We start from the raw sequence: 16598 nt of genomic DNA, 5'->3' as shown, positions 1-16598 counted from the left end.
AACGAGCGGGCACGGGCGCCCGGTGCCGCAGGCGCCCGACACCCCTACAACTCGGGCGCGCTCACACCCGTACGAGTGAGCGCGTCGACCACGGCGTCCACCACGGCCTCCACGTCGGGCACCCAGGGCGCGGCCGAGCCGGGCAGCGGGGCGCGCTCCCAGCGGATGGCGCCCTGGCCGGTCTCGGACGGGGGCAGGGCGAGATAGCCGCCGTCGCCGTGGAAGCGGAGCGAGCCGGGAACAAAGTCCTTGGCGTAGAGCAGTTCGCCCAGCTGCTCCATGGAGTACGGCTTCACGAGCAGCGCCCACCGGGTGGGCGCTGCGATCACCGGGCCGAGCCGCATGCCGCAGCGGTCGAGGGCGTCGAGGGCGCGGGCCGCCGCGAGGGCCGGCAGGCTGACCGCGCAGGGCGCGTTGCCGCCGGTGGCGAGGACGATGGGCGCGCCGGGCCGGTTGGCCCACCACCAGTGCACCATGCGCGCGTCGGTGGTGGCCGCGAGGAGGCCGGGGTCGAAGGGGTGCGCACCGGGCACCGTGCACTCCGGGTCGGGGCATGTGCAGCGGGCCCGGCCCTGCGGGTCCGGTGCCACGCCCGGGAGCACCGGCCACTGCCATTCCGTCGCGAAGGTCAGGGCCGCGCCGATCAGGTCAGACCCCCCGCCGTTCCGCCTGGACAGGAGCCTGCGTCGCCTTCCGGGGATCTCGCGCATCAGCGCTCGTTCCTTTCCGTTGCACCGCTGGCAACACCGTGGACCACATCACACCATGTGTCGATCACTTCACTGTGCGTACCTGTTGGCGCATCACACCCCTGCTCCGGGCAAGGGGAACCCCAGGGGGCCGAGCGTTGGTCGTATCCGCGTCCCTGCTGCTTCTATCAAAAGCACGGCCGCGGCGTGGGGGTGGCGAAGTCTGGCGTTTTGCCGTCACGCGTATTTCTCTCCGCCTCCGCCACGGGAGGATGGGGCACGGTCGTCGGTGGTTAAGACGCCCGGGTCCGTCGCCAGGTTCCGGGTGACCCCCAACCACCCCTGGCCTTCTCCGAGTACGTACCCATCACGACCGCTGTGACGCTCCGTGGAGCAAGGCCAGTCGACCGCAATGAACCGATACCCGAGGCAGTTTTAAGCCAACTTTGCCGTTGCGCAAGGGGTCCGACGGAAACCCACGAGAAGCCCACGGACACCAGGAATCCCAGCAGGACAATGCTGGACATCTCCGCACGAGTGCGTGTACATGTGGAGACATTGCCAGCGGCGCAGAATGACATGGGGGTTTGCGATGCTATGGAGCATTAAGCACCGGTCTGAAGGCCGGGCGCCATGAACGCCCCGCACCCTCCGAAAGTGGCCGGAATCGATTCGATGGTCCCCACGCCCGCACACACTGTCGCGCCCGCCACCGCCACGTCGGGCACACCTCCCGTGACGAAGACCACTGTCCCGCACGCTCCGCCGCCGGGCGCCGTCCTCCAGGACCGGCTGGCCGGCTGGGTCTCCGACCTCACGACCCTTCACGAACTCACCGAACGCCTGGCCCGCACCGATTCGCTCGACCGCGCGCTCCAGGAACTGCTGCGCGCCGGAGCCGCCCTCGTGGGCGCCCGGCGCGGTCTCGTCGTACTGGAACCGGGCGACGGCCGCGGCCCCGGCCGGACGGTCGGCCTGGGCCTCGCCCGGTCCGATCTCGGCCATATCGAGACCGTGCCCCGGGGCGCCCTGCCCCACGGTCGGCTCCTCGACACGGCGGCCGGACTGCCGGGCGGCGCCGGTGAGATCGTCCACCCCGACCTGTTCGCCGAGGACGGCCTCCACCCCCGCCACCGCGAAGTGGCCGTCCGCCTCGGCTACGCCGCCAGCTACGCCCTGCCGCTGTCCACCGCGTCCGCCGGCCGGCTGGGCGCGGTCGTCTGGTTCTACGACGAACCCGCCGAACCGCACGAGCGACAGCGCCATCTCGCCGGTCTGTACGTCCGCTACGCCACCGAACACCTCGCCCGGCTGCTGGAACTGGAACGCACGCGCGCGTGCATGGCCACCGTCGCCGAGGAGTTGCTCCCCTCCCGGCTGCCCAGGGTGGCCGGCGTCCAGCTCGCCGCCCGGCACAGCAGCGGCCCGCGCGGCGGCGGCGACTGGTACGACGCGCTGCCGCTGCCGGACGCCGCACTCGGCCTCGCCGTCGGCTCGGTCACCGGTTCCGGTCCGAGCGCGGTCGCCGCGATGGGCAGGCTGCGCGCGTCCCTTCGGGCGTACGCCGTGATGGAGGGCGAGGACCCGGTCGCCGTCCTGTCCGACCTCGAACTGCTGCTGCGCCTGACCGAGCCGGCCCGCACCGCCACCGCCCTGTTCGCCTACTGCGAACCCGCGCTGCGCAAGGTCACCCTGGCCGGCGCCGGGCACAGCCCGCCGCTGCTGATCGGCGAACGGCGCACCGAGTTCGCGGAGACCTCCGTGTCCGCGCCCCTGGGGATGCTCGCCTGCTGGGAGGCACCGAGCGTGGAGATCCAGGCAGCGGCCGGAGAGACGGTTCTGCTCTATACCGACGGGCTGCTGCGCCGCACCGGCGACACCATGGACCGCGCCTTCGCCCGGCTGCACACGGCGGGTGCCTGCGCGCCGCGCGCGCTGCGCCACGACCCCGGCGCCCTCGCCGACCATGTGCTGCGGGCCATGCTGCCGGACGGGCAGGGCAGCGCGGACAGCGAGGAGGACATCGTGCTGCTGGCGGTGCGCTTCGACTGACGGCCGGCCGAAGGTCACCCGGCCGCCGCGGCCGGCCGCAGACCGGATGTCGCTCCGCCGCCTCGGCCGGGTGAGACAGCCGGATGTCACCCCGCCGGCCGGCTGCCTCGGCCGCACGCCGTCCCGCCCGAACGGCAGCGGGCGGGCACCCGCGAAGGTCGCATGACCGGGCATAACAGGTCGTCCGGCCCCGGGTCCGACGCGGTACGACCGTACGATGATGGGGGTCCCCCTGCTCGGGCGAAGCCCAGAGCGCCGAGTGCTCGGGGGAGGATCCGCGCCGTATCGAGGAGGATGACCGTGGCCGACGAACTCACCCCGGAGACCCCGGAGACTGAGTCGGAGGAGCCGATCAAGCAGCGCAAGAACGGCCTGTACCCGGGTGTTTCCGACGAGCTCGCCGAGAACATGAAGTCCGGCTGGGCCGATACGGACCTGCACGGCCTGAAGCCCATCGAGCAGGCCGAGCACACCGCGCGCCGCCGTGCCGCACTGTCCGCCCGCTTCCCGGGCGAGCGCCTGGTGATCCCGGCGGGCAACCTGAAGGTGCGCTCGAACGACACGGACTACCCCTTCCGGGCGTCGGTCGAGTACGCGTACCTCACCGGCAACCAGACCGAGGACGGCGTCCTCGTCCTGGAGCCCAGCGCCGACGGCCACCGGGAGACGATCTACCTCCTGCCCCGCTCCGACCGTGAGAACGGCGAGTTCTGGCTCTCCGGCCAGGGCGAGCTGTGGGTCGGCCGCCGCCACTCGCTCGCCGAGTCCGAGGCGCTCCACGGCATCCCGGCCGCCGACGTGCGTGAGCTGGCCGACGCGCTGCGCGAGGCCACCGGCCCGGTCCGCGTCGTGCGCGGGTACGACGCCGGGATCGAGGCCGCTCTGACCGACAAGGTCACCGCCGAGCGCGACGAGGAGCTGCGCGTCTTCCTCTCCGAGGCGCGACTGGTCAAGGACGAGTTCGAGATCGGCGAGCTGCAGAAGGCCGTCGACTCCACCGTGCGCGGCTTCGAGGACGTCGTGAAGGTCCTCGACAAGGCCGAGGCCACCAGCGAGCGCTACATCGAGGGCACGTTCTTCCTCCGCGCGCGCGTGGAGGGCAACGACGTCGGCTACGGCTCCATCTGCGCGGCCGGGCCGCACGCCTGCACGCTGCACTGGGTCCGCAACGACGGCCCGGTACGCTCCGGCGACCTGCTGCTGCTCGACGCGGGCGTCGAGACGCACACGCTCTACACCGCGGACGTCACGCGCACGCTGCCGGTCGACGGCACGTACAGCGACATCCAGAAGAAGATCTACGACGCCGTGTACGACGCCCAGGAGGCCGGGATCGCGGCCGTCAAGCCGGGCGCCAAGTACCGCGACTTCCACGACGCCGCCCAGCGCGTCCTCACCGAGCGGCTCGTCGCGTGGGGCCTGGTCGAGGGCCCGGTCGAGCGCGTCCTGGAGCTGGGCCTGCAGCGCCGCTGGACCCTGCACGGCACCGGTCACATGCTCGGCCTGGACGTCCACGACTGCGCGGCCGCGCGGACCGAGACGTATGTGGAGGGCGTGCTGGAGCCCGGCATGGTGCTGACGGTCGAGCCGGGCCTGTACTTCCAGTCCGATGACCTGACCGTGCCCGAGGAGTACCGCGGCATCGGCGTCCGCATCGAGGACGACATCCTGGTGACCGAGGACGGCAACCGGAACCTCAGTGCCGGACTGCCGCGCCGGTCGGCCGAGATCGAGGCGTGGATGGCCGGGCTGACGGCGTGACGGCATGACGGCATGACGGCATGACGGCATGACACTGTGTCCGAATGGCCGGGTACCGGTGGGTACTCGGCCATTTCTGCTGCCGCGCCCCCACTGTGGCTGCGGGCTGCCCGGATCTGTGGGAAGCGGCGTCAGGCGGTCCGGGCCCGTGCCGTGTCGCTGATCGGCAGCGCGTCGAGGTACAGCGCGCCCGCGAGCAGGCCCGCGCTGCCGCGGGGACTCCACGCGCGCGCGTGCAGATCGGCGTCGAGCGCGGCCAGTGCCGCGGCGCCTGCCTGCGTCGCCGTGCCGCCCGCTGCCAGCACCCGGCGGGCGCCCGCCTGCACCTGGCGCAGGCCGAGCGGGCCCGCGCCGTGCAGGAGTTCGGTGTCCTGCAAGGTGGACATCACGGTGAGCAGGGCGTCCAGTCGGGCCTGTGCCTCGGTGGCACCGGCCGCGCGCGCGGCGGCGAGCGCGGCCAGCGCCCGCCGTACGTGCGGGAATCCGGCCCCGGCCTCGCCCCGGGCCCCGGCGGCGCCGTACCGGACGGAGACCGCGGAGCCGCGTGACGGGCGCCGCGGGGCGGCCCGGTCGGTGTGCGCGGCGATCCGCCGGGCGGTCGCGGTGGCCTCGCCCGCGTCGGCCACCGGTGCCAGCGCGGTCGCCGCGACCAGCAGGCCCAGTACCCACAGGGCGCCCCGATGACCGCCGCCGGCCAGCCGCACCGAGTGCTCGGTGCACCGCCCGATCGCGCCGAGTTCCGCGCGCAGCCCGGGCGTCGCATCGCCGGTGCGGCGGGCGGCGGCGGCCATCGCCGCGAGGCCGGGTGCCAGCGCCTTGGCCGTCCAGCGCAGGGAGCGGTGGTCCCGGCGGTCGGCCGGGGCGCCCAGATCGCGCGGGTCGGGCAGACCGGGCTTGGGGGTCAGCGCCAACTGCCCGGTGAGCGCGTCGACGGCGGCCCACGCCAGGGCCTCGTCCTCAGTGCTCCTCATGCGAGAGGAAGGTAGGCACCACGCTTGTCAGGGGCATCAGCACCGGCTGAGAGGCGGCTGTGAAGACGGGGGGCACCGGACGTCACCGGGTGCGGGTCGTCACGCCGTGAGCAGGGTGGGGTCCTTGGTCCACTTGAGCATCTTGTCGAAGCTCACCACCGTGCCGGCGCGGCCCGGCTTGTTGCCGATGTGGACGTGATCGGCGAGTTCCCGGATCAGGCACAGCCCGCGGCCGTGCTCCGCGTCCATGCGCGCGGCACGCAGGGCCGGGGGGCGCGCGAAGCCCGGCCCGGAGTCGGTCACCTCGATGCGGCACTTCTCGCCGTCCAGGTAGGCGGTCACGCGGTACGCCCCCGAAGCGCCGCGCGCGACGTCCCCGCCGTGCTCGACGGCGTTCGCACAGGCCTCGCTGAGGGCGACGGACAGGTCGTAGGAGATGTCGGGGTCCACTCCCGCCGTCTCCATGGTGCCCAGCAGCAACCGTCTCGCGAGGGGAACGCTCGCGGCTTCGCGGCGCAGATGGAGTGACCACCAGATGCTCATGCTCCAGCCTCCTGGCCGCGGCTCGACATACCGTTACCTATTGCCGCGCGCGCGGCGGTGTAAGCACACCTGTGGCGTGACGCCGCCCATATGGCGGATGCGTTCGGGCAGGAATCGGTGTATGGGGGACTTTCGGACCTGCCGTAGGACGCGCGGGGCCCCAGTGGGATGATGAGCCCGCCATGTCTGCCCCCCACCCGCGCACGGCGCGCTCCGGAGACCGGCTCCGGATCCTGCGGGCCGCGGTGTTCGCCGCGGCCTGTGTCGTGCTGGCCGCGGCCGGGCACACGCTGGCCTCCTGCGCCCCCGTTCCGCTGTGGACGCTGGGCGCCGGGTTCCTGGGCGCCACGGTGCTCGTGGCGCCGCTCGCCGGCCGGCAGCGCTCGCTGCCGGGCATCGTCGCGCTGCTGGCGTTCGGCCAGACCGCGCTGCACGTGCTGTTCGGACTGGCTCAACACGGTACGGCCGCCATGGCGTCCGGCGCGGCGGCGACGGGTTCGACGGGGTCCACGGGTTCGATGGGGGCAATGGGCTCCGTGGACTCGACGGGCGGGATGAGCGACGCCACGCTGGTCGAACAGGCCGCGCGGCTCGTCTGCGGCGCCGGCGCGGCGGCGATCAGCCCGGCCCACGCCTACCGGATCCTGGCCGACGCCCGGCTGATCGACGGCTCGGGCGCGACGCACCACCCGGCCGCCGCCATCGGTTCCTCCGGCGCTTCCGGCGCTTCCTCCGATGCGCTGCTGCCGTCGCTGCCGATGCTGCTCGGCCACGTCCTCGCGGCGCTCGCCGTCGGCTGGCTGCTGCGCCGCGGCGACCTGGCCCTGCTGCGTCTGATGCACCTGTCGGCGCACGGAGTCGCCGAGGCGGCGCTCGTACGGTCCCTGCGCGGGGCGCTCGCGCTGACCCGCGCGCTGCGCGGCGGGCTCCGGTCCGAACCGGACCCGGGCCCGCGTCACCGGCGTACGGCGCGGAACGAAGCGCCCGCCCCGCACGGCACCGCACTCCAGCACTCGGTGGTCCGGCGCGGTCCGCCGGCCGTCACCGCACTCGTCCTCGCCGCCTGACGCGACGGACCGCCGCTCCACCGGAATCCGGAGGGAGAGGGCCGGCCGCCGTCGTGCGGCACGCGCGCGTGCGCAACGCGCGCCCCTCTCACCTGACCGGAACCACCGGAACTCACTCGGAGTGGAGTCCTCTCTGCCATGAAGGCTTCTCGTATCGCCGCCGCCACCGCCGTCGCCGGCTCGGCCGTCCTCGCCCTGTCCGCCCCCGCCTTCGCGCACGTGTCCGTGCAGCCGGAGGGCACGGCGGCCAAGGGCGGCTATGCGGTCGTCGATTTCAAGGTCCCCAACGAGCGCGACGACGCCTCGACCACCAAGCTGGAGATCAGCCTCCCCGCCGACCACCCGCTGGCCTCGGTGATGCCGCAGCCGGTCGACGGCTGGAATGTGAAGGTCACCAGGTCCACGCTGGACAAGCCCCTCGAATCGCACGGCGAGAAGATCAGCGAGGCCGTCACCAAGGTCACCTGGACCGCCAGCGGCAAGGGCATCGAGCCCGGCTTCTTCCAGAAGTTCCCGCTGTCCGTCGGCGCCCTGCCCGAGGACACCGACCAACTCGTGTTCAAGGCGATCCAGACGTACTCCAACAAGGAGGTCGTGCGCTGGATCGAGGTGCCGCAGGAGGGTCAGGCCGAGCCGGACAACCCGGCCCCGGTCCTCGCCCTGTCGGCCGCCGAGGGGGACGGGCACCAGTCCTCCTCGGGCACCGACAACGCCTCCGACAAGACGGACACGACGGGCAAGACCGAGAACACTGCCGCCGGTACGGAGACCTCGGACTCCTCCGGCGGCAGCGACACCACCGCACGCGTGCTCGGCATCGTCGGCATCGTCGTCGGCGTGGCGGGCGTCGGGTACGGCGTGGCCGCCGGGCGTCGGCGGACCACCGCCTGAGCCCGCTCACCAGCGGCACGGACCGGGGGGCGGGTGCCCCTCGCACACGCCCCCGGTGCGTGCCGGAGCTCTCACATCTGGGACATTTTTCTATGCGCAAGAAGACGTTCGCCGCGGCCGGACTGCTCGCCGCCGCCACCCTGACCCTCTCCGCCTGCGGCAGCGGGGACGACGGCACATCGCCGATCGCCGTGGTCTCCGAGGAGTCCGGCTCGGCCGAGGCCGCGACCCTCCTCGACAAGCCGTTCGAGAAGCCCGACCTGGTCCTGACCGACACGCACGGCAAGAAATACGACCTGCGCGCGGAGACCAAGGGCCGGCCCACGCTGGTCTACTTCGGCTACACGCACTGCCCCGACGTCTGCCCGCTGACGATGAACAACATCGCGGTCGCCAAGAAGGCGCTGCCGAAGGCGGAGCAGGACGAGCTGCGGGTGGTGTTCGTCACCACCGACCCGGACCGTGACACCTCCGCCGAGCTGGGCAAGTGGCTCAAGGGCATCGACTCCCAGTTCATCGGCCTGACCGGCGACTTCCCCACCATCCAGGCCGGCGCCCGCTCCCTCGGCATCTCCATCGAGCCGACGTCCAAGGACAAGAACGGCAAGCTGGTCTCCATGCACGGCACCCAGGTCGTCGCGTTCTCACCGAAGACGGACGGGGGCTATCTCCTCTACGGCGAGGACGCCACGGTCGACGACTACACCAAGGACCTCCCCGAGATCGTCAAGGGGAAGAACCCGTGAGGCGTCTCGCCGTGCCCGCCGCCGCGTTGGCGGCCGCGCTGGCCCTCGCGGGCTGCGGCGGCTCCGACGACTCGGCAGGCGGCTCGAAGGACGACTCGAAGGCGGACCTCTCCGTCAGCTCCTCGTACATGCCGCAGCCGGTCTCGGCGGACATGGCGGCCGGGTTTCTGACAGTGGTGAACAAGGGCGGTACGAAGGACGAGTTGACCTCGGTCAGCAGCGATGTGGCCGACCGGGTCACCCTGCACTCCACCACCGGCGGGTCCATGCAGGAGGTCACCTCCTTCGCCGTCCCGGCCCACGGTCAGCTCGTGTTCAACAGCGGCGGCAACCATCTGATGTTCGAGAAGCTGAAGCGCGAGCCGAAGCAGGGCGACACGATCACGCTCCGGCTGAGCTTCGCCGAATCCGGCCCCCTCACCGTCGAGATGCCGGTGAAGTCGGCCACGTACAACCCGTCGACCGGACACTGAGGAGGGACCACCTTGACGCGGACCATCACCCCCCGCCTGCGGACCCTGGCGCTGCTGTTCCTCGCCGTCGCCGGCGCGCTGCTCGTCGGCACCGGTCCGGCCTCCGCGCACGCGGCGCTGACCGGCAGCGACCCCGCGCAGGGGGTGGTGGTCGACAAGGCGCCGGACCAGGTGTCGCTCACCTTCTCCGAGCAGGTGTCGATGAGCAGCGGCTCGCTGCGGGTCCTGGATCCGAAGGGCAAGCGGGTCGACTCCGGTGAGCCGTCCAACGTGAGCGGCACGACGTATGCGGTGCGGCTCGTCAGCGGCCTGGGCGACGGCACGTACACCGTCGCCTACCAGGTCGTCTCGGCCGACAGCCATCCCGTCGCCGGTGCCTACACATTCTCCGTCGGTGCCCCCTCCGAGACCACGGTCTCGGTCTCCGGTGAGACGGTGGGCGGCGGTGTCGTCGGCTGGCTCTACGGGTTCGGCCGCTATGTCTCGTACGCGGGCTTCATCGTGCTGGTGGGCGGGGCCGCCTTCGTCCTGGCGTGCTGGCAGCGCGGCTCCGGGGTGCGGGCCGTGCAGCGGCTGGTCGTCGGCGGCTGGGTCGCGCTGACCGCGGCCACGCTCTGGCTGCTGCTCCTGCGCGGCTCCTACACCGGTTCCGGGGCGTTCGGCGATATCTTCGACCTGAATCTGCTCGGGCAGGTGCTGCAGACCAAGACCGGGGCCGCGCTGGTCTCCCGGCTGCTGCTGCTCGCCGCCGCCGCGCTGTTCATCGCCGTGCTCTTCGGCGCCTACGCCCGCCAGTCACCCGCCGCCCCGAACGACGGCGCCGCGCGCCGAGTACCTGATCCGGGGGACCCCGAGGAGAAGCGCGATCTGACCTTCGGGCTCGCGATCGGCGGGACCGTGGTCGCCGCCGGGCTCGCGGCGAGCTGGGCCATGGCCGAGCACGCCTCGACCGGTCTGCAGCCGGGCATCGCCATGCCGGTCGACGTGCTGCACCTGGTGGCGGTCGCCACCTGGCTGGGCGGTCTGGTCGCCCTCCTCGTCTCGCTGTACCGGGCGCCCGCGGAGACACCGGTCGACGCCGCCGCCGTACGCCGGTTCTCGGCCGTCGCCTTCGGATCCGTGGTCACACTGGTCGTCACCGGCGTCTACCAGTCCTGGCGGCAGCTCGGCGCCTGGTCGGCGTTCACCGACACCCGTTACGGGCAGTTGCTGCTGGTCAAGATCGGCCTTGTGGCGCTGCTGGTCGGTATCGCGTGGATCTCCCGGCGGTGGACGGCCCGGCTCACGGATGCGGCCGGTTCGACGTCCGGGGCGGCACGGTCCAGGACGACGCGCTCGCAGAAGGAGCAGTCCGAGAAGGAGCGCGTCGCGGCGGCGGCCAAGGCCCGCGGGTCCGGCGAGTCCGGTGCCGGCACCAAGCGCGCCGCCCAGTTGGCCCGGCAGCGGGCCGCCGTGGACGCCGCCCGGCAGAAGCGGCTGCGGGACGGCGACCCGAGCCGTTTCGGCCTGCGCCGCTCGGTGTTCGCTGAGGCGAGCGTCGCCGTCGTCCTGCTCGCCGTCACCACCGCGCTGACGCAGACCGAGCCGGGCCGCACCGAACTGGAGGCGCAGGCCGCCCAGTCGTCGTCCGCCTCCTCCTCGGCGGCGGACTCGTCCGGGGCCCTGACCCTGGACATGCCGTTCGACACGGGCGGCAAGGACGGCAAGGGCCTGGTACGGATCGACCTCGACCCCGCGCGCGTGGGCGGCAACGAGCTGCATGTCTATGTGCAGCGGCCCAACGGCCGGGCCTTCGACATCCCCGAGGTGAAGATCGCCTTCACCCTCGAAGCGAAGAAGATCGGGCCGCTTCCGGTGACGCCCGATCACATCACCACCGGGCACTGGTCCGCGAGCGGGGTGCAGATCCCCATGGCCGGCGACTGGAAGATCGCCGTGACCGTGCGGACCTCCGACATCGACCAGACGACCATCTCCAAGAACGCGCAGATCGGCTGAACCGCACCATGGCTGACCAGACCACGCCCTCCGAAGTGATCACCCCCGAGGAACCCGCCGCCGAACGGAACGGCACCGCGGCGGTGCTGTCGCGGCGGAAGCTGCTCGGCACCGCCGGCGCCGCCGGTGTGGTGCTCGGCGCGGCGGGCGCGGCCGTCGGCTACACGACCGCGCCCGCCCAGGCCACACCGCTGACCTCGCTGGGCGCCGGCCGGGCGATGTTTCACGGGAAACATCAGCCCGGCATCACCGAGGGCCTCCAGGCCCGCGGCCACCTCATCGCCTTCGACCTGGCGGTGGGCGCGGGCCGCAAGGAGGCCGCGGCCCTGCTGCGCCGCTGGTCGGCGACGGCCGAACGGCTGATGGCGGGCGAGCCGGCCGCGCACGACGACACCGCCGTCGCCCGGGACGCCGGCCCGTCCTCGCTGACGATCACCTTCGGCTTCGGGCACGGCTTCTTCACCCGTACCGGCCTGGAGAAGCAGCGGCCGGCCGCCCTCGATCCGCTGCCCGACTTCTCCTCCGACCGGCTCGACAAGGCGCGCAGCAACGGCGACCTGTGGGTGCAGATCGGCGCCGACGACGCCCTGGTGGCCTTCCACGCCCTGCGCGCGATCCAGAAGGACGCGGGCGCCGCGGCCCGCGTGCGCTGGCAGATGACCGGCTTCAACCGCAGCCCGGGCGCCACGGCCCACCCGATGACGGCCCGCAATCTGATGGGCCAGATCGACGGCACCCGCAATCCGAAGCCGACGGACGCGGACTTCGACGAACGGATCTTCGTGCCCGCGTCGGGCGAGCCCGCCTGGATGGCGAACGGCTCGTACGCCGTCGTACGCCGCATCCGCATGCTCCTGGACGACTGGGAGAAGCTCACGGGGGCGGCCCAGGAGGACGTCATAGGACGCCGCAAGTCCGACGGGGCCCCGCTGTCCGGGGGCGCCGAGACCACCGAGATGGATCTGGAGAAGGCCGACGACCGGGGCAACTACGTCGTCCCGATCAACGCGCACGCCCGGATCAGCCGGCCCGACCAGAACGGGGGCGCGGCCATGCTCCGGCGCCCCTTCTCGTACCACGACGGCCTCGACCCGGACGGGACCCCGGACGCGGGGCTGCTGTTCGTCTGCTGGCAGGCGGATCCGCTGCGCGGCTTCGTGCCGGTGCAGCGCAAGCTGGACCGGGGCGACGCGCTGTCGCAGTTCGTCCGGCACGAGGCGAGCGGCCTGTTCGCGGTCCCGGGCGGGGCGGCGCGGGGGGAGTACGTGGGGCAGCGGCTGCTGGAGGGCTGAGCCGTCGGGTGGGGTCGGTTCACTCCCGGGAGGGGCTGTGGCGAGACGCGTGCGCCATGTCCACCTGCGGCCATTAGGGTGAGGTCATGCCAGCGAGCTATGCGTATCTGGGTCCCGAGGGCACCTTCACCGAGGTCGCCCTGCGCACGCTTCCGGAGTCGGCCACCCGGGAGCTGATCCCGTACGTGTCCGTGCAGTCCGCGCTGGACGCGGTGCGCACCGGTGAGGCCGAGGCCGCGTTCGTGCCCATCGAGAACTCGGTCGAGGGCGGCATCACCACCACCCTGGACGAGCTGGTCGCGGGCGCGCCGCTGATGATCTACCGCGAGGTGCTGCTGTCGATCACCTTCGCGCTGCTGGTGCGGCCCGGCACCCAGCTGTCCGACATCAAGACGGTCACCGCCCACCCGGCCGCCCAGCCGCAGGTGCGCAACTGGCTCAAGGCCAACCTGCCGGACGCCACCTGGGAGTCGGCCGCGTCGAACGCGGACGGCGCCCGCCTGGTCCAGGAGGGCCGGTACGACGCCGCCTTCGCGGGCGAGTTCGCCGCCGCCCGGTACGGCCTCGTCCCCCTGGAGACCGGGATCCACGACGCGGAGAACGCGCAGACGCGGTTCGTGCTGGTCGGCCGGCCCGCCCGGCCCGCCGCTCCGACCGGGGCGGACAAGACCTCCGTCGTGCTGTGGCAGCGCGACGACCATCCGGGCGCGCTGCGCGACCTTCTCGGCGAGTTCGCCACCCGGGGCATCAACCTCATGCTGCTCCAGTCCCGGCCCACCGGTGCCGGCATCGGCAACTACTGCTTCTGCGTGGACGCCGAGGGGCATATCTCCGACCGCCGGATGGCCGAGACCCTGATGGGGCTGAAGCGGATCTGTCTGCAGGTGCGGTTCCTCGGCTCGTACCCGCGGGCGGATGTCGGTACGGACGGGGTGCGGCCCACACCGCCCGGTACCTCGGACGCGGAGTTCGTCGCGGCGGCCGACTGGGTGGCGCGCTGCCAGGACGGCCGTTTCTGACCAGTCCTACCTGCATATCTTCGTTATCCACAGAAGTTATCCACAGGTGCCCTTCTCGACCTGGGGACAAGTCGACAAGGGCTCGCCATCCGGTCGACAAATCGCCCTGGGTGGCCCGGATGAGGCCACTGCCACGCCGGCCGCCCTTCGTCCACCTGTTTCCGATGGTTCATCTTTTGGGGCGACCCCTTTCCACCCGAAAGTGGGTGTCGCCCCGGTTTGAACCGGGAATTCTTCCGCTCGGCCGGGACTTCCGGAGTGATCAATTCCGAAATCCACAGTTCTTCCACACAGCCTGTGGATAACTCTCCCGGAGGTGTGGATCCCTGTGGACAACCGAGGGCTCAAGTCCCGTTCTCCACAAGGGATTCGAGTCAACCCGGCGCCTCGCGCCTGCCCCGTCCCGGGGAGTGAGACGGTCTTAATTGACACACACCGCAATCTGCTCATAACGGAACGTAGGCCCGCGATTCGGAACGTGCCGGAATAGTGATTCGTGGGCGGCAACCCCGCACCGGTAGCCTTGAGCCCGTGATTGACCTTCGCCTGCTCCGTGAGGACCCCGACCGTGTGCGCGCGTCCCAGCGCGCCCGTGGAGAGGACGTCGCGCTCGTCGACTCCCTCCTGTCCGCCGACGAGCGGCGCAGGTCGTCCGGCGTCCGCTTCGACGAGCTGCGCGCCGAGCAGAAGCAGCTCGGCAAGCTCATCCCCAAGGCCTCCGGCGACGAGAAGGGCGAGCTGCTCAAGCGTGCCGAGCAGCTCAAGGCCGACGTCAAGGCGGCCGACGCGGAGCGCGACGCGGCCGACACCGAGACCCAGGAACTGCTTCTCCGGCTCGGCAACCTCGTCCACCCCGACGTTCCCGTCGGCGGCGAGGAGGACTTCACCACCCTGGAGACGCACGGCACGATCCGCGACTTCGGCGCCGAGGGCTTCGAGCCGAAGGACCACCTGGAGCTGGGACAGCGCCTCGGCGCGATCGACGTCGAGCGCGGCGCCAAGGTCTCCGGTTCGCGCTTCTACTTCCTCACCGGCGTCGGCGCCCTGCTGGAACTGGCCCTGGTGAACGCGGCGATGGCCCAGGCCACCGCGGCCGGTTTCACGCCGATGCTGACCCCGGCGCTGGTCCGGCCGCAGTCCATGGCCGGCACCGGCTTCCTCGGCCAGGCGGCGCAGGACGTCTACCACCTCGACAAGGACGACCTGTACCTGGTCGGCACCTCCGAGGTCGCGCTGGCGGCGTACCACATGGACGAGATCCTGGACGCCGACCGGCTGCCGCTGCGCTACGCGGGCTTCTCCCCCTGCTTCCGCCGCGAGGCCGGCTCGCACGGCAAGGACACCCGGGGCATCTTCCGGGTGCACCAGTTCGACAAGGTCGAGATGTTCTCCTACGTCACCCCCGAGGACTCGCCGGAGGAGCACCGGCGGCTGCTGGAGTGGGAGAAGCAGTGGCTGACCTCGCTGGAGCTGCCGTTCCGCGTCATCGACGTCGCCTCGGGCGACCTGGGCGCCTCGGCCTCCCGCAAGTTCGACTGCGAGGCCTGGATCCCGACCCAGGGCAAGTACCGCGAGCTGACCTCGACCTCGGACTGCACCGAGTTCCAGTCCCGCCGGCTGCAGATCAGGTTCCGTGACGGCAAGCAGGTCCGCCCGCTGGCCACGCTCAACGGCACGCTGTGCGCCGTGCCGCGCACCATCGTGGCGATCCTGGAGAACCACCAGCAGGCCGACGGCTCCGTGCGGGTGCCCGAGGTGCTGCGTCCGTACCTGGGCGGCCGAGAGGTCCTGGAGCCGGTGGCCAAGTGACCTCCGGTTTCCCTTACGCACTCGTCGCCACCGACCTCGACGGCACGCTGCTGCGCGACGACGGGTCCATCTCGCAGCGCACCCGTGACGCGCTCACCGCGGCCACCGCTGCGGGCGCCGCGCACATCGTCGTCACGGGCCGGGCCGTCCCCTGGACCCGGCACGTCCTCGACGACCTCGGCTACCAGGGCCTCGCGGTCTGCGGCCAGGGTGCGCAGGTGTACGACGCCGGGGAGCACCGCCTGCTGACGTCCGTCACCCTGGACCGTCAGCTGGCGGGGGTGGCCCTGGCCAAGATCGAGGCCGAGGTCGGCCCGCTGTTCCTGGCGGCGAGCCGGGCCGGGCTTGACGGCGAGGTGATCGTCGGCCCCGGGTACGCGCTCACCGGGGCACTGCCGGCGACGCCGTTCACCGAGGTGGCCGATCTGTGGGCCGCCCCACTGAACAAGATCTACCTCCAGCACCCGAAGCTGTCGGACGACGAGCTGGCCGAGGCGGCGCGCGGCGCCGCGGGCGGCTTCGTCACGGTGGCGATGGCCGGCGAGGGCATCGTCGAACTGCTGCCGCTCGGCCTGTCCAAGGCCACGGGGCTCTCCCTGGCGGCCCGCCGGCTCGGTCTGAAGGCGGCCGACACGATCGCCTTCGGCGACATGCCCAATGACATCCCGATGTTCGGCTGGGCGGCCCACGGGGTGGCGATGGCCAACGCCCACGAGGAACTCAAGGCGGTGGCGAACGAGATGACGACCTCGAACGAGGAGGACGGCATCGCCCGGGTACTGGAACGACTCCTGCCCTGAACCACCCGGCCGACCGCGCCGGCGCAGCGTCGACTCGGCCTCCGTCCCTTCGCAGCGTCCGGGTTCGGTGGGCCCGCGGACAGTCCGTTTCCGGCTGGTCCCACGGATGCCTGACCTCTGCCGTCGGGCGCGGGCGGTCGGCTACCGTCGCACCGCGGCCGACCGACCGTGGAGAGCCGGCCTCCGGTATCGGTGTCCGGTGCCGAGGTGGGCAGTTGGGCGCTCGGGCCGGGCGTAGGAGGTTTCTCGGTCCGCCCGGGTCGGGGAAGCCCGGTCAAGTCACAGTGACAACGTCTCGCGGAGGATGCACGGATCGAACGTGCGCGGGCTTTCCAGGCCCGACCACGGCTTAGCAAGCCGGTGCCTTACCACTCGGCCAATCCTCCGGGTGGGCGGCCCACGCGAGAGCGACATCGCGTGCTCGAAGCGGCCGCCCCGGGCAGCTCCCCGTGCGGGGCGGGCTCATGCGGAGCGGGTAGTCACTCCG

At 72.1% G+C, this 16598-nt stretch carries 14 protein-coding genes and 1 tRNA gene; 11 read left to right on the top strand and 4 right to left on the bottom strand.

Annotated features, from left to right (window positions below; all coding sequences use genetic code 11):
• Positions 1-44: 44 nt before the first annotated feature.
• Positions 45-710 (bottom strand): bifunctional DNA primase/polymerase, encoded by a 666-nt coding sequence (locus CTZ28_RS13325; RefSeq protein WP_121889550.1) that lies wholly within the window; start codon positions 708-710, stop codon positions 45-47.
• Positions 711-1322: 612 nt separating this feature from the next.
• Between CTZ28_RS13325 and CTZ28_RS13320 the strand changes: the two genes are divergently transcribed.
• Both CTZ28_RS13320 and CTZ28_RS13315 read left to right on the top strand, forming a co-directional pair.
• On the top strand, positions 1323-2741 hold the full coding sequence (locus CTZ28_RS13320; RefSeq protein WP_121889549.1) for a PP2C family protein-serine/threonine phosphatase: 1419 nt from the start codon (positions 1323-1325) through the stop codon (positions 2739-2741).
• 294 nt (positions 2742-3035) lie between these two features.
• A complete protein-coding gene (locus CTZ28_RS13315) occupies positions 3036-4502 on the top strand; it encodes an aminopeptidase P family protein (RefSeq protein ID WP_121889548.1) in 1467 nt (488 codons plus the stop codon).
• 131 nt (positions 4503-4633) lie between these two features.
• Here CTZ28_RS13315 and CTZ28_RS13310 read toward each other — a convergent pair whose 3' ends face one another.
• Together CTZ28_RS13310 and CTZ28_RS13305 are read right to left on the bottom strand one after the other, a co-directional pair.
• A complete protein-coding gene (locus CTZ28_RS13310) occupies positions 4634-5473 on the bottom strand; it encodes a triphosphoribosyl-dephospho-CoA synthase (protein WP_121889547.1) in 840 nt (279 codons plus the stop codon).
• Positions 5474-5572: 99 nt separating this feature from the next.
• On the bottom strand, positions 5573-6016 hold the full coding sequence (locus CTZ28_RS13305) for an ATP-binding protein (RefSeq protein WP_121889546.1): 444 nt from the start codon (positions 6014-6016) through the stop codon (positions 5573-5575).
• A 182-nt stretch (positions 6017-6198) separates the two neighbouring features.
• Here CTZ28_RS13305 and CTZ28_RS13300 point away from each other — a divergent pair, with 182 nt between their 5' ends.
• From CTZ28_RS13300 to CTZ28_RS13260, 9 genes are all read left to right on the top strand, one after another.
• The gene (locus CTZ28_RS13300; RefSeq protein ID WP_121889545.1) at positions 6199-7083 is read left to right on the top strand and encodes a hypothetical protein; all 885 of its coding nucleotides are present in this window, start codon (positions 6199-6201) and stop codon (positions 7081-7083) included.
• A 138-nt stretch (positions 7084-7221) separates the two neighbouring features.
• Positions 7222-7974, top strand: a complete 753-nt coding sequence (locus CTZ28_RS13295; protein ID WP_121889544.1) for a YcnI family copper-binding membrane protein — start codon at positions 7222-7224, stop codon at positions 7972-7974.
• Positions 7975-8066: 92 nt separating this feature from the next.
• Positions 8067-8720, top strand: a complete 654-nt coding sequence (locus CTZ28_RS13290; protein ID WP_121889543.1) for an SCO family protein — start codon at positions 8067-8069, stop codon at positions 8718-8720.
• Positions 8717-9193: a copper chaperone PCu(A)C gene (locus CTZ28_RS13285; RefSeq protein WP_121889542.1), complete on the top strand. Its 477-nt coding sequence runs from the start codon at positions 8717-8719 to the stop codon at positions 9191-9193. The genes CTZ28_RS13290 and CTZ28_RS13285 overlap by 4 nt, the downstream gene beginning before the upstream one ends.
• Positions 9194-9205: 12 nt before the next feature.
• Positions 9206-11191: a copper resistance CopC/CopD family protein gene (locus CTZ28_RS13280; protein WP_121889541.1), complete on the top strand. Its 1986-nt coding sequence runs from the start codon at positions 9206-9208 to the stop codon at positions 11189-11191.
• Between the two features lie 8 nt (positions 11192-11199).
• Positions 11200-12483, top strand: coding sequence for an iron uptake transporter deferrochelatase/peroxidase subunit (gene efeB, locus CTZ28_RS13275; protein WP_121889540.1), 1284 nt, complete (start codon positions 11200-11202; stop codon positions 12481-12483).
• An 86-nt stretch (positions 12484-12569) separates the two neighbouring features.
• Entirely contained in the window at positions 12570-13502 is a 933-nt protein-coding gene (gene pheA / locus CTZ28_RS13270) for a prephenate dehydratase (RefSeq protein ID WP_121889539.1), read from the top strand.
• Between the two features lie 531 nt (positions 13503-14033).
• Positions 14034-15311, top strand: a complete 1278-nt coding sequence (gene serS, locus CTZ28_RS13265; protein WP_121889538.1) for a serine--tRNA ligase — start codon at positions 14034-14036, stop codon at positions 15309-15311.
• On the top strand, positions 15308-16111 hold the full coding sequence (locus tag CTZ28_RS13260) for an HAD family hydrolase (RefSeq protein WP_121889537.1): 804 nt from the start codon (positions 15308-15310) through the stop codon (positions 16109-16111). Before serS ends, CTZ28_RS13260 begins: the two co-directional genes overlap by 4 nt.
• A gap of 298 nt (positions 16112-16409) precedes the next feature.
• On the opposite strand, the gene CTZ28_RS13255 is transcribed toward CTZ28_RS13260, so the two are convergent.
• Positions 16410-16497, bottom strand: a tRNA-Ser gene (locus CTZ28_RS13255).
• Positions 16498-16598 lie beyond the last annotated feature (101 nt).

It is taken from the genome of Streptomyces shenzhenensis, assembly GCF_003688995.1.
Classification (GTDB): Bacteria; Actinomycetota; Actinomycetes; order Streptomycetales; family Streptomycetaceae; genus Streptomyces; species Streptomyces shenzhenensis_A.
This window is presented reverse-complemented; position numbering and strand designations above follow the sequence as displayed.